General features: G+C 70.1%; 11 protein-coding genes. 10 read left to right on the top strand and 1 reads right to left on the bottom strand.

The features are described from left to right. Positions 1–89 precede the first annotated feature (89 nt). From ACIA1L_RS23825 to ACIA1L_RS23815, 3 genes are all read left to right on the top strand, one after another. Entirely contained in the window at positions 90–821 is a 732-nt protein-coding gene (locus ACIA1L_RS23825) for a sugar phosphate nucleotidyltransferase (protein ID WP_396075070.1), read from the top strand. Further along, complete coding sequence (locus ACIA1L_RS23820) at positions 809–1,870, top strand: iron-containing alcohol dehydrogenase family protein (protein ID WP_396075069.1); 1,062 nt, start codon at positions 809–811, stop codon at positions 1,868–1,870. The genes ACIA1L_RS23825 and ACIA1L_RS23820 overlap by 13 nt, the downstream gene beginning before the upstream one ends. 214 nt (positions 1,871–2,084) lie before the next feature. Further along, on the top strand, positions 2,085–2,828 hold the full coding sequence (locus tag ACIA1L_RS23815; RefSeq protein ID WP_396075133.1) for a CDP-alcohol phosphatidyltransferase family protein: 744 nt from the start codon (positions 2,085–2,087) through the stop codon (positions 2,826–2,828). A gap of 216 nt (positions 2,829–3,044) precedes the next feature. On the opposite strand, the gene ACIA1L_RS23810 is transcribed toward ACIA1L_RS23815, so the two are convergent. Beyond that, on the bottom strand, positions 3,045–4,220 hold the full coding sequence (locus tag ACIA1L_RS23810) for a glycosyltransferase family 4 protein (protein WP_396075068.1): 1,176 nt from the start codon (positions 4,218–4,220) through the stop codon (positions 3,045–3,047). Between the two features lie 24 nt (positions 4,221–4,244). On the opposite strand from ACIA1L_RS23810, the gene ACIA1L_RS23805 reads away from it, so the two are divergent. From ACIA1L_RS23805 to ACIA1L_RS23775, 7 genes are all read left to right on the top strand, one after another. Next, positions 4,245–5,105 carry an Fpg/Nei family DNA glycosylase gene (locus ACIA1L_RS23805; protein WP_396075067.1) on the top strand — a complete coding sequence of 287 codons (861 nt, stop codon included), beginning with the start codon at positions 4,245–4,247 and terminating at the stop codon, positions 5,103–5,105. A gap of 183 nt (positions 5,106–5,288) precedes the next feature. Beyond that, positions 5,289–6,860, top strand: coding sequence for a sugar transferase (locus tag ACIA1L_RS23800; RefSeq protein WP_396075066.1), 1,572 nt, complete (start codon positions 5,289–5,291; stop codon positions 6,858–6,860). Between the two features lie 128 nt (positions 6,861–6,988). Beyond that, positions 6,989–8,149 (top strand): sensor histidine kinase, encoded by a 1,161-nt coding sequence (locus tag ACIA1L_RS23795; protein WP_396075132.1) that lies wholly within the window; start codon positions 6,989–6,991, stop codon positions 8,147–8,149. Positions 8,150–8,189: 40 nt separating this feature from the next. Next, a complete protein-coding gene (locus tag ACIA1L_RS23790) occupies positions 8,190–8,930 on the top strand; it encodes a LytR/AlgR family response regulator transcription factor (RefSeq protein ID WP_396075065.1) in 741 nt (246 codons plus the stop codon). 486 nt (positions 8,931–9,416) lie between these two features. After that, a complete protein-coding gene (locus ACIA1L_RS23785) occupies positions 9,417–10,118 on the top strand; it encodes a response regulator (RefSeq protein WP_396075064.1) in 702 nt (233 codons plus the stop codon). Next, a complete protein-coding gene (locus tag ACIA1L_RS23780; RefSeq protein ID WP_396075131.1) occupies positions 10,118–11,167 on the top strand; it encodes a sensor histidine kinase in 1,050 nt (349 codons plus the stop codon). Before ACIA1L_RS23785 ends, ACIA1L_RS23780 begins: the two co-directional genes overlap by 1 nt. Before the next feature lie 367 nt (positions 11,168–11,534). Continuing rightward, positions 11,535–13,157, top strand: a complete 1,623-nt coding sequence (locus ACIA1L_RS23775) for a DUF4153 domain-containing protein (protein WP_396075063.1) — start codon at positions 11,535–11,537, stop codon at positions 13,155–13,157. Positions 13,158–13,206: the final 49 nt, after the last annotated feature.

Below are 13,206 nucleotides of genomic sequence, written 5' to 3'. Positions count from 1 at the left end.
CTGGCCCGCTGTGGTCCTGCACACTCTTCGTATACGGCCGCTTCGCTATTCTCGGCAGGCACCCCCCTCGACCCGGAAGGAACCACCCCATGATCGGCTTGGTACTCGCCGCCGGCGCCGGACGCAGGCTGCGTCCGTACACGGACACGCTGCCGAAGGCGCTCGTCCCCGTGGACGGGGACACCACGATCATGGACATCTCGCTGCGCAACCTGGCCGCCGCGGGCCTCACCGACGTCACCATCGTCGTCGGTTACTGCGCCAGTGCCGTCGAGGAGCGCAAAGACGCCTTCGAGCAGAAGTACGGCGTCAAGATCAGCCTCGTGCACAACGACAAGGCCGAAGAGTGGAACAACGCGTACTCGCTGTGGCTCGCGCGTGACCACTTCGCCCAGGGCGCGCTCCTGGTCAACGGCGACACCGTGCACCCGGTCAGCGTCGAGCAGAACCTGCTCGCCAACCGTGGTCCCGGCATCCTCCTCGCCGTCGACAACGTGAAGAAGCTGGCCGACGAGGAGATGAAGACGATCTTCTCCGCGGACGGCAAGCTCACCCGGATCACCAAGCTGATGGACCCGGCCGAGGCCTTCGGCGAATACATCGGCGCCACGATCATCGAGGCCGAGGTCGCCGCCGAGCTCGCCGACTCGCTCAAGGCCACCTTCGAGCGCAACCCCGACCTCTACTACGAGGACGGCTACCAGGAATTCGTCAACCGCGGCGGCGAGGTCCGCGCGGCGACCATCGGCGACATTCCCTGGGTCGAGGTCGACAACCACGAGGACCTGTCCAAGGCCCGGGACATCGCATGCCGTTACTAGCCCGCAGCGTCCAGACCCCGCTGCACATCGACGTCCGTCGCGGAGCGGTGACCGACCTCGGCGCGATTCTCGCCGACGGCCGGATCTCCTCCGGCGGCGACGTCGCGGTGGTGGTCGGACCGGGCCAGGGCGAGAAGATCGCGGAGCTGATCCGCCCCTCGCTGACCTCAGCCGACGTCTTCATGACGACGGGCGGCACCCTCGACGCGGCGATCGAGCTGGGCGCCAAGCTGCGGTCCCGGCACTACGACGCGGTGGTCGCCATCGGCGGCGGCAAGACGGTGGACACGGCGAAATACGCCGCGACCCGCTTTGCGCTGCCGATGGTCTCGGTCGCGACGTCGCTGGCTAACGACGGCGTTGCCTCGCCAGTCGCCAGCCTGGTCAACGACGGCATCAAAGGCTCCTACGGCGTGCATATCCCGATCGCCGTGATCGTCGACCTCGATTTTGTGGAGAACGGGCCGGAGCGGATCAACCGGGCTGGCATCGGCGACGTGATCAGCAACATCAGCGCACTCGCCGACTGGGAACTCGCCCGCGAGGTTCGTGGCGAGCCGGTGGACGGTCTCGCCGCCTCATTGGCCCGCATGGGTGCCGAAGCTGTGCTGACCATGCCGGGCGACATGCACGACGACGCCTTCGTCACCGTGCTCGCCGAAGCACTGATCTCCAGCGGCCTCGCGATGGCGGTGTGCGGCAGCAGCCGACCCTCCAGCGGGGGCTGCCACGAGATCATGCACGCGACCGACTCGCTGTTCCCCGGCACCGCCTCCCACGGCGAGTTGGCCGGGCTGGGCGCCCTGTTCTGCACGTTCCTGCGCGGCGACGAGCGGCGCTTCGCGCAGATGTCGGAGTGCCTCGAACGGCACCAGCTGCCGCGGACCCCGGCGGACGTCGGGCTGCGACCGGAGCAGTTCATCGAGATCGTGCAGTTCGCGCCGAGGACCCGGCCGGACCGCTACACGATCATCGAACACCTGGCTATGTCCGACGACGAAATCGGCAGGAAGCTGAACGAATATGTCGACGCCGTCGCCGACCGCTGACTCCCGCGGCTCCGCCCCGGTCCCCGGCCCCGGCCAGGCACCGGGCGGCTCCGGACCGATCCGGCAGGGCGGCAACCCGCCCGGATCCGGAAATCTCGGCAGCGCCGGGGGGTCGAGCAGCGCCGGGCGACCAGGCGGCGCGCGGGGACCGGGCGGCGCGGGGGGACCGGGCGGCGCGGGGGGTTCGCCAGCCGGCGGGCCAGACCAGACCCGGATCGCCCATGACCCGCGGGCGGGCGCGGCAGGGACTGCGGAGACAGCGGCACCCACTGCGGCCGACTACTACGCCGTGAACCGCGGCGGCGGTCTGTTCAGTGAGGCGATCAGTCAGCGGCTCGGCGCCAAGATCGCGGTGTTCGCCCATAAGCGGCGCCTCGCACCGACCGTGCTCACGGTCGCGAACCTCGGGCTGAGCTGCCTGGTCTCCTTCGTCGTCGTCGCGGCCGCCGGCCCCGTCGCCGACAACAGCGTGTGGGCCTGGCCGGTCGGCGTGCTCGCACTGATCGGCTGGCAGTTCGCCTACGCCCTGGACTGCGCGGACGGTCAGCTCGCCCGGGTCACCGGCCAAACCAGCCCGGCCGGCGGCCGCGTCGACGTCCTTTGTGACGTGGCGGCCCAAATCGCGTTGGTGGCGGCCATCTCCGCAACCGCCGAGGCACAGATCCCGGCCACGCCGGCCTGGCTCATCGCCGCGTTCGCGGGCACCTGGATGGTCAACCTCGTCACCTCGGTCATGCAGTCCGGCGCGCAGGCCTCCAGCATGATCACCAGCCGGTCCCTCCCCGTCCGCGTCGTGAAACTGGTCCGCGACTACGGCGCCGTCATCGCCCTCGCCGGCGTGGTCCTCACCGTCGCGCCCCAGGCCAGCATCTGGTTCATCGGGGCCTTCACCCTGATCAACGGCGCCTTCCTGGCGGCCAGCATCGCCTTCTCCGGCCGCGAATCCCTCCGCGGCTGACCTCACCAACGCCTACAACCCGCACGCAGCAGCCGCCAGCCCAGAACTGGCAGCGCTTCGGGCGCACAGACTCGCGACGCGACCCGGCAGACTCGCGGCGTGGCGCACGGACTCGCGACGTGGCGGGCGAACTCGCGACGTGGCGCACGGACTCGCGACGTGGCGCACGGACTCGCGACGTGGCGGGCAGACTCGCGACGTGGCGGGCAGGCGGCGCTAGCGGGAGCCTGCCAAATCGGCGTAGACGGCGAGCAGCTGCTTGGTGACCACGTCGGGGTGGAAGGCGCGGAGGTAGCGCTGCCGGGCGGCCGAGGCGAAGCGCTGCGCCTCCGCCTGCGCGATCGGCAGCGCCGCGGCCAGAGTCGCGGGGTCCGGGTGGACGGCCCAGCCCGCCGGGGCGGCCGCGTCGGCGAGACCCAGCAGGTACGGGATGCCGCCGACGTCGGTGCCAAGCACCGGGCGGCCGGCCGCCATCGCTTCCAAAATGACCGTAGGCAGGACGTCGTTCCAGGTCGGCACGGCCACGATCACGGCGGCGGCGTGCCGGGCGGCTGCCATACCCGCCCGGTCCAGGGCGCCGAGGTACGTCACGTCGGCGCGGGAAGCCGCGGCTTCCTCGGCCAGTTCGCGCAGGTCGCCGTCGCCGGCGATGCGTAGGGGACCGAGGGCGCCGTCCGGGTGGCGCTGCCAGGCGTCGAGGAGGAGAGCGAGGCCCTTCTCCGGTGACAGGCGGGCGGCGTACAGGAATCCCTCGCCGAGCGGGTCCGGATCGCCCGGGTCCGGCAGGCTGTTGGGCTTCACGACGATGCGGTCGTCCGGGATGCCGTAGTCGTGCAGGTGTTCGGCGATCCGCTCGGTCAGCGCGATGAAGCGGTCCACGGATTTCCAGGTGGGGCGGTGCACGGCCAGCGTGGTCGCCATCAGTGCGCTCTGCGCGGCCGAGCCGCGGTAGCACTTGTGCCGAATTGCGGGCCAGCCCAGCGTCTTGCCGCGGCAGTCCGTGCAGTTGTGGCCGTCGCGAAAATACAGGCCGGACGAGCAAACTTGCCGGTAGTTGTGGACGGTCTGCACGACCGGAACGCCGTGAGCGTGCGCGGTGCGGACCACCCACGGCGACAGCAACGGGTACGGGTTGTGCAGGTGAATCAGATCCGGCTTCTCCCGCCGCAACAGCTCGGTCAAGTCCTGTTGGGCGGCCCGGCCGTAGATGGGCGACACCGGCAGCAGCGCCTTCTGCACGGCCGGCAGGTCACCGATCGAGTCGGACGCGCGCTGGAACGGCAACACGTCGACGCCGGCCGCGGTGAGCTGGGCTATCTCGGTGTCGACGATGACGTTCTCCCCCGAGGGGATCGCTTCGCGGTAGCGATTGTGCGCAACGACGACCTTCACGGCGACAAACGCTACCGTGGAGGCGTGCCTGAGTTGCCCGAGGTCGAAGCGCTCGCCGCGTACCTGCGGGAGCGCGCCGTCGGCCACACCGTGGAGCGCTTCGAGGTGTCCTCGTTCAGCGCGCTGAAGACGTACGATCCGGCGCCGAGTGCGGTCGCGGGGCTGCCGGTCACCGACGCGGGGCGACACGGCAAGTTCCTCGACGTGTCGTTGGGCGACGAGCTGCATTTCGTCGTGCACCTCGCCCGGGCGGGGTGGCTGCACTATCGGGACTCCTTCAAGTCGCCCAACCCGCTCAAGCCGGGCAGTGGGCCGATTGCGCTACGCGTACGCCTGGATGACGGTTCCGGCTTTGACCTGACCGAGGCGGGCACCCAGAAGTCGCTGGCCGCCTACCTGGTCCGCGACCCGGCCGAGGTGCCGGGCGTGGCCCGGTTGGGGCCGGATGCGTTGGCGGTGAGCCGCGACGAGTTCGCCGAGCGGATCCGCAGCCGCAAGGGGCAGATCAAGGGTGTGCTGACCGATCAGGAAGTGCTGGCGGGCATCGGCAACGCGTACTCGGACGAGATCCTGCACGTGGCGAAGCTGTCTCCGTTCGCGCTGACCAGCAAGTTGACGGACGACCAGATCACCACCCTGTACGAGGCAATGCGTGAGGTGGAGACGGACGCCGTGACGCGCTCGGTGGGGCAGAAGGCGGCCGAGTTGAAGGGCGAGAAGCGCGCCGGGATGCGGGTGCATGCCCGGACCGGCTTGCCGTGCCCGGTCTGCGGCGACACCGTCCGGGAGGTTTCGTTCGCCGACAAGAGCCTTCAGTACTGCGCGACCTGTCAGACGGGTGGGAAGCCCCTGGCCGATCGACGCCTGTCCAAGTTGATTCGTTAGTAACTCAGCGTGAGTGGTTGATTTCCCGGGGGAAAGCGACCACAACGTCCCCTTCTACTCCCTCGTTCCATCGGTATAGTGGCCCGGTCCCACCGCTTCGTCCACGACGCAGCGCGGGACGGCCCCGCCGGAACCCCCCGGGGCCGTGGCGGTGCGTAATGTTCTCGGCTTGGGCGGTACGTGATGCGGGAGGACGTCAGCGAGGTGACCACGAGCCTCCAACGCCCGGCGACCAGCCCCAGCAAGAGCCGGAGCGGCATGCCGTACGACAGCTTTGAATGGCAGCAGGACCCACCGCCGACCAACGGCGTGGCCCGGTCCGCGTGGACCCGGTCGCACCGTCGACTGTCGCGCTGGCATCGGCCGTACACGGCAATCCTGATCGTTCTTGATTTTCTCTCCGCGATGCTGGCGAGTTTTCTCGCGGTCACCTTCATCGAGCAGGCCGGCTCCGGTTTCCAGGGCCGGGAGCAGATCTTCTACGCGGTAGCGTTCGCCGGAGTGCCGCTGGGCTGGGTGGCGATCCTCTGGGGGCACGGCAGCTATGACCGGCGCTATCTCGGACTGGGCAGCGAGGAGTTCAAGCGGGTCGTCCGCGCCTTCGTCACCGTGGTCGCCAGCGTGTCGCTGCTGGCCTTCGGCACCAAGACCCAGCTGTCCCGCATCACGATCGCCTACGTCACCATCGCGGCGCTGGTCTTCATCCTGTTCTGCCGCTACTCGGCCCGGCAGATCCTGCACGTGGCCCGACGCAAGACCGGCCACGGCGCGCACCGGATGATCCTGATGGGCACGCTGCCGGAGGCCCTCGAGGTCTACACCGCGGTCACCCGCAGCCCCGCCGCCGGCCTCATCCCGGTCGCCATCCACATCACCGACGGCTTCGCGGCCACCAGAGGAATCGAAACACCGGTCCCCGTGTACGCGGCCAGAGACGTCCTCACCCTCGTGCGGGAGGTCGGCGCGGACACCATCGCGGTCTGCGGCTCGGCCAGCGCGGAGCCGGGGGAGTTGCGCCGGCTGGCCTGGCAGCTCGAGGGCACCGGCGTCGACCTGGTGGTCGCGCCGCAGCTCACCGACATCGCCGGCCCGCGCGTGCACATCCGGCCGATCGAGGGCCTGCCGCTGCTGCACGTCGAGGAGCCCACGCTTTCCGGGCCGGGCTGGCTCGCGAAGAACCTGCTCGACCGGGTGGCCGCCGGCCTCGGCCTGCTGTTCCTCACCCCGGTGCTGGCCGTGATCGCGCTCGGGATCCGGCTGTCCGACCCCGGCCCGGTGTTCTTCCGCCAGCCCCGCGTCGGCCACGAGGGGCGTACCTTCCGGGTCTGGAAGTTCCGCACGATGTATGTCGACGCCGAGGAGCGCAAGGCCAGCCTGGAGGAGCTCAACGACTCCGACGGCATGCTCTTCAAGATGAAGGACGACCCGCGCATCTTCCGCTTCGGCAACAAGCTGCGCGCGACGTCGATGGACGAACTGCCCCAGTTGATCAACGTGCTCAAGGGCGAGATGTCGCTGGTCGGCCCACGCCCGCTGCCCGCCGACGACGGCGACTATCTGGGCGATGTCCGGCGGCGGCTCCTGGTCCGGCCCGGCATGACAGGTTTGTGGCAGGTGTCCGGCCGCTCCGACCTGTCCTGGGACGAATCGGTGCGCCTCGACCTCTACTACGTCGACAACTGGTCGCTCACCTACGACCTCAGCATCCTGTGGCGCACGATCGGCGTCGTCCTCAAGCGCAAGGGCGCCTACTAGCTCACCTGATCTCCGCGGCGGTTGCTTCGCGCTAGCCCGTCCTGGCCTTCCGCGTCGTTTGCCCGCAAAATGCGTGCGTGAGCGGTCAGGCCGGAAGTGTCCTCGCGGTCCTCGTCGTGCTCGCCGCCATGGCCGGGGCAGTCGTCGCCGTACTGCGGTTGCGGGCCCGGCGGGTGATCGCCACGGCCGGGCAACGCGCCACGTACGAGGTGCTGCACGCCGCCTCGCTCGCCGCCGAGCCGCTGCGCAGCGGCCTGACCACCGCGTCGGCCAGCAAGGCGGTCCGGCATCTGCGCCGCCTCGTCGGCGCGCCCGGGTTGATGGTCAGCGACGGTACGAACACGTTGGCCTTCGACGGCCGCGGCATCCACCACACCAGCCAGTTCGAGGCGGTGGCCCAGCGCGCGGTGAGCGGCAACCGGTCGATCGTGCTCGGCGCCGCCGACCTGCCCTGCGACCGGATCGACTGCGTCGTACGCGGGGCCGTGGTCACCCCGCTGACCGGCACTGACGGGCAGGCACTCGGTGCGCTGGTGGCGGTGGCTGACGACCAACCGGCGCCGGGGCTGGTGCAGGCGACCGTGGAGACTGCCCGCTGGGCTGGATCCCAGGTGGCGCTGGCCGAGCTGGACTCGTCCCGGGAACGGTTGGCCCGTGCCGAGGTGCGGGCATTGCGCGCCCAGATCAGCCCGCATTTCATCTACAACGCGTTGACGGCGATCGCGTCGTTCGTGCGTACGGATCCGGAACGGGCTCGGGAACTGATTCTGGAATTTGCCGAGTTCACCCGCTACTCGTTTCGGGCGCACGGCGAGTTCACGACGCTCGCGGAGGAGCTGCGGTCGATCGACCGATATCTCACCATCGAACGCGCCCGGTTCGGTGACCGGCTGCAGGTTCGACTGCAGATCGCCCCCGAAGTGCTGCCCGTGGTGTTGCCGTTCCTGTGCCTTCAACCGCTGGTCGAAAACGCCGTCCGGCACGGTCTGTCCCGTAAGCCCGGCGTCGGTATGGTGAGCATCGAGGCCCGGGACGCCGGGGCCGAATGCCACATCACAGTCGAGGACGACGGGGTCGGGATGGATCCGGCAGCGCTGGCCGAGGGGGTCGCCGAGGCCGCCACTAGCAACGGCGACGACGCCGGCCGGCACGTCGGTCTCTCCAACGTGGACGAACGGTTGCGCTCGGTCTTCGGTGACCGCTTCGGCCTGGTCGTCGAAACCGCGCCCGGCGCGGGAACGAAGGTGAGCATGCGAGTGCCGAAATTCCACCCGGGGGTACGCGCATGAACCCCGTCGAGCAGGACAGCCTTCCGCAGGAACTCCGCGTATGAGCCTCGTCGTGCTGGCGGTGGATGACGAACCGCCGGCGCTGGACGAGCTGGCGTATCTGCTCGGTGCTGACGGGCGGGTGGCGGCCGTGCACCGGGCCGGGGATGCCACCGAGGCGTTGCGGGTGTTGCGGGACACCGACGTTGACGCCGTTTTCCTGGACATTCGGATGCCCGGCCTCGACGGCATGGAGCTCGCCCGGATTCTGCACCGCTTCGCTCGCCCGCCGGCCATCGTGTTCGTCACCGCGTACGACGATGGTGCGGTGGACGCCTTCGACCTCGGCGTCACCGACTATGTCCGCAAGCCGGTGCGCGCTGAACGGCTGGGTGAATCGCTGCGCCGAGTTGCTGACCTGCGCGCCAACCGGCCCCCGCCGGCCCGACGCGAGGACGAGCCGAGCATCCCGATCGAGTTGGCCGGCACCACCCGCATGCTGCCCCGATCGGCGGTGCGCTGGGTGGAGGCGCAAGGGGACTACGCCCGGCTGCACACGGTCGACGCATCCCACCTGGTCCGGGTGTCTCTGGCGACGCTCGCCGAGCGCTGGGCGGACGCCGGGTTCATCCGCATCCACCGGTCGTACCTCGTGCAGCTGCGGCTGGTCGCCGAGCTCCGACTCACCCCCTCGGGGTATGTGGTCCTGGTCGGTGGCGTGGAGTTGCCGGTCAGCCGGCGACACACCCGAGAGCTCAAAGACCGCCTCATCCGTACGGCGAAGCACGGCTGGACGCGCTGAATCCACAGAGTTATCCACAGGTCCACAGCGTTGTCCCCAAAGTTATCCACAGGCAGCGGATCTTCACAAGGTATCCACACAACTCCACCCCCGGCCCTGCACGGCTGCTCAATAGGCTGCTCAGCGCAACGGCAGTCCGGTGCGTCACGGGGGTGCACCGGGTTATTACCCTCCGCCTTTCGCTCCTTGCCAACGTTTTCCCTGCTTGGCAGGCTTCGGCCCGGTCACGACATGGCTTCGGTCGGGCGGGTGGGGCGGCGGCGAGACGTTCGGCCCGGTAGCCGGCAGGCCTGAATCTGGGCGGTCCGGCACGGGCCGGACGGTCGGCCCGGTAGCCGGCAGGCCTGAATCTGGGCGGTCCGGCACGGGCCGGACGGTCGGCCCGGTAGCCGGCAGGCCTGAATCTGGACGGTCCGGCACGGGCCGGACGTCGGACCGGTGGGTAGGCACGGCGTGGTTCGTAGGTGGGGATGTGGAGGAGTCGGGATGGACGGCACGGTGGGAAGCAGTGCGCGGCGGGTGCTCGTCGTCGAGGACGAGCGGACCATTGCCGAGACTGTCGCCGCGCGGCTGCGGGCCGAGGGATTCGAGGTGCGGCTCGCAGGGGACGGCCCCAGCGCGGTGGAGGCGGCCCGACGGATCCAGCCTGATGTGGTCGTCCTCGACGTCATGCTCCCGGGCTTCGACGGGCTCGAAGTGTGCCGGCGCATCCAGGCTGAGCGGCCCGTGCCCGTGCTCATGTTGACCGCCCGTGACGACGAGACCGATCTGCTGGTCGGGCTGGCCGTCGGTGCGGACGACTACTTGACCAAGCCGTTCTCCATGCGGGAGCTGACCGCCCGGGTGCACGCGCTGCTGCGCCGGGCGTCCCGCTCGGCGGCGCCCGCAGCCGAGCCGGAGATGCTGCGCCTCGGCGACCTGGAGATCAACATCGCTGAGCGTCGGGTGCACCGGGCCGGGGCCGAGGCCCACCTCACCCCGACCGAGTTCGACCTGCTGGTTCACCTGGCCCGCCGCCCGCGGACGGTGCTGCCGCGGGAACGCCTGCTCGCCGATGTGTGGGGCTGGGCGGACGCCTCCGGCACCCGGACGGTGGACAGCCACATCAAGGGCCTCCGCCGCAAGATCGGCGCCGACCTCATCCGCACCGTGCACGGCGTCGGATACGCGCTGGAGACCGGCCGATGATGACACTCATCCGGCGGATAGCCGTGCCGTTGTTCGGTTGGCTGCCTCGGCCGCTCGACCCCGTACGCTCGATCAAAGCGAAGTTGTCCCTGGCCCTGGGCTTCGCCGGCGGAGTCGGCCTGCTGATCTTCTGGTGGAGCATCGACTGGATGCCGGTGCGGCTGTCCTGGTTTGCCATCGCGGTCGCACTCGGGCTGGTGACATTGCAGGTCATGGCACACGGGGCCACCGTGCCGCTGCGCGAGATGACCGATGCCGCCAAGGCGATGGCCCGCGGCGACTACACCCGCCGGGTCCGCGCTACCTCCCGCGACGAGGTCGGCGAGTTGGCCGCGGCGTTCAATCAGATGGCCGCTGATCTGGCCGCCGCCGATCGGCAGCGGCGCGAGCTGATCGCCAACGTCTCGCACGAGTTGCGGACGCCGATCACCGCCCTGCGTGGCCTGCTGGAGAACATCGTCGACGGTGTTTCCCGCGCGGAGCCCGAAACGATGCGCACGGCGCTCTCCCAGACGGAACGCCTCGGCCGGCTGATCGCCGAACTGCTGGACCTGTCCCGCCTCGACGCGGGCGTGGTGCCCCTGTCCACCGAAACCATCGACCTGGCGGACTTCCTCGACGGCGTCGTCCGCGAGGCTCGGATCAACGCCGTCGGCGCCGGTCATGACGTCCGGTTCGAGGTCACCGTCCCGCAGATCCACCTCACGGCCGACCGCGAACGCCTCCACCAGGTATTCGCCAACCTCCTCGACAACGCGACCCGGCACAGCCCGGCCGGCGGCACCGTTCGCGTCCACGCCACCCGCCACGACGATCATGTGCGGATCGCCGTGTCCGATGAGGGTGCCGGCATTCCACCCGCCGACCGACAACGCGTCTTCGAACGCTTCACCCGCGGCGAACGCGCCCAGGACGGCGGCACCGGTCTGGGCCTGGCTATCGCCCACTGGGTCGTCCACCTGCATCACGGCACGATCGCGGTCGCCGACCCGCCTACCGCCCGGCCCGGCTGCCACATCCACGTTTCCCTTCCGCTGCACCCCGCTTGACCGGGCTCGGTCTCGCCACTCGCCTCGACACCATCGCTGCAGCCGGGCTCCGCACCGGCACCCAGCCCGACACCTTCAGCTCCGGTTTGCCGGCCTGATCCGCAGGGGAATGACCATGCCCGACAACCTTCCGCCCGCGAAGCGACCTGCGGCTCAGTCCGGGCCGTCCGCCTCAGGCCAGCCGACACCCGCCGGGCCATCCGCCTCAGACCAGCCGACACCCGCCGGGCCGTCCGCGCCTACGGCCGCCGGGCCCCACGACGTCCCACCCGCTGAATCGTCCGCGACAGGAAAGCCGGAACCGGTGCCAACCGGGCTGTCTGCGCCGGGAAAGCCGTCACCGGCCGGAAGCCTGGACGTCTCACCGGTGGGCCTGCCTGCACAGGCGCGGCCGCACGCCTCCGCGCCCCACTGGACGTATCCGGCCGGGGCGGCGCAGATTCGCGGGGTAGCGCCGTTGTTCGGGCCGTGGGCCGATCGGTCGCTCTTTGGGCAGCGGTGGCCGGGCCCCGGACGGCATGCCTCGCCGGCGGCGCTCGTTGCTGTCCTCGGCACTGCCGTTGTCGCCGCGCTCGCCATTCCGCTCGACCGGGGCGGTCTTGGCTGGCTCGTCACCGTCACCATCGGGGTCGTTGCCCTGACCGCTGCCCGGATCTGGCCGGGGAGCCCCGGTCCTACCGCACCGAAGCCGGGCGTATCTTGGCAACCCAAGCCACTGAGTAAGGCCCGGTTCTTCTGGTCCGCCACCACCGTGGCCCTCCTGGCTGTCGGCACCTTCCGCGCAGCGGGGTGGCTGTTCTTCCTGTGCCTGCTCACGGCGATGCTGACCGGTGCTCTAGCCGTCGCGGGCGGCCGCTCGTCCCGCGGCATGGCGCTAGCGGCGTTCTTCGCGCCCTTTGCGGGGCTGCGGGCCCTGCCATGGCTCGCCCGAGGACTCGCGGCGGGCCGGCGCTCCGGCGGGAAAACGCGACTGTTCGCCACCATCGCGGTATCGGTGGCGTTGCTGCTCGTCTTCGGCGCGTTGTTCGCCTCGGCGGATGCGGCATTCGCCCGCATCGTCACTGCCGTGATTCCGGACATCGACGTCGCCACCGTCGTGCGGTGGATCTTCGTCTTCGGGGCGACCACCCTCGTGGTCGGAGGCGCCGCATTCCTCCGAGCTGCCCCGCCCAACCTGCCGGATTCCGCGGGTACGGCACCGCGCCGGATGGCCCGCCTCGAATGGGCAATCCCGCTGTCGCTGCTGGTCCTCCTCTTTGCCTTCTTCGTCGGCGTACAGCTCACCGTCCTTTTCGGAGGCTCGCGCCACATCTTCGGCCCCGACGGACCCACCTTCGCGGAGTACGCCCGCAGCGGGTTCTGGCAACTGCTCATCGTCACCGGCCTCACCCTGCTCGTCCTGGCCGGCGCCGCCCGGTGGGCACCCCGCGAAACGCGTACCGACCGGGTGCTGATGCGCACGATCCTTGGCGCGCTGTCCCTGCTCACTCTCGTCATCGTGGCGTCGGCGCTGCACCGCATGAACCTCTACTCCGACACGTACGGCCTGACCCGGCTGCGTGTTCTGGTGGCGCTCTGCGAACTGTGGCTAGGCGTGGTCTTCCTGTTGATCCTCGGCGCGGGCATCCGACTGCGGGCGGCGTGGCTGCCCCGGACGGTGCTGGCCGCCGGCGTCCTGGCCCTGATCGGGCTCGGTGCGGCCAACCCGGACCGGCTGATCGCCGACCACAATGTCGCCCGGTTCTCCAAGACGGGCAACATCGACACGGCGTACCTGTCCCAGCTGTCGGCGGATGCGGTGCCGGAGCTTGACCGCCTGCCGGAACTGGAGCGGATCTGTGCACTGGGACCGATCGCGCTGGATCTCGACGTCGACCGCGACGACTGGCGCGGTTGGAATCTGGGCCGGCACCAGGCCCGCGACCTGCTGCGGGACAAGCCGGTCGACGTGAACCGTACGTGCGCCGATCTCCCCGAAACCTCGCGGTAGCGGCCGACGCATTCTTGACATCGGCGGGGGAGCGGCAAGACTGCCGCAC

The organism is Actinoplanes sp. NPDC051859 (genome assembly GCF_044452725.1).
Taxonomy (GTDB): Bacteria; Actinomycetota; Actinomycetes; order Mycobacteriales; family Micromonosporaceae; genus Actinoplanes.
This window is presented reverse-complemented; position numbering and strand designations above follow the sequence as displayed.

What these genes read in the sequence shown, in the direction of transcription:
- ACIA1L_RS23780 (WP_396075131.1), top strand. Translation starts at nt 10,118, where the DNA reads ATGACACTCATCCGGCGGATAGCCGTGCCGTTGTTCGGTTGGCTGCCT.
- ACIA1L_RS23820 (WP_396075069.1), top strand. Translation starts at nt 809, where the DNA reads ATGCCGTTACTAGCCCGCAGCGTCCAGACCCCGCTGCACATCGACGTC.
- ACIA1L_RS23825 (WP_396075070.1), top strand. Translation starts at nt 90, where the DNA reads ATGATCGGCTTGGTACTCGCCGCCGGCGCCGGACGCAGGCTGCGTCCG.
- ACIA1L_RS23790 (WP_396075065.1), top strand. Translation starts at nt 8,190, where the DNA reads ATGAGCCTCGTCGTGCTGGCGGTGGATGACGAACCGCCGGCGCTGGAC.
- ACIA1L_RS23800 (WP_396075066.1), top strand. Translation starts at nt 5,289, where the DNA reads ATGCGGGAGGACGTCAGCGAGGTGACCACGAGCCTCCAACGCCCGGCG.
- ACIA1L_RS23795 (WP_396075132.1), top strand. Translation starts at nt 6,989, where the DNA reads ATGGCCGGGGCAGTCGTCGCCGTACTGCGGTTGCGGGCCCGGCGGGTG.
- ACIA1L_RS23785 (WP_396075064.1), top strand. Translation starts at nt 9,417, where the DNA reads ATGGACGGCACGGTGGGAAGCAGTGCGCGGCGGGTGCTCGTCGTCGAG.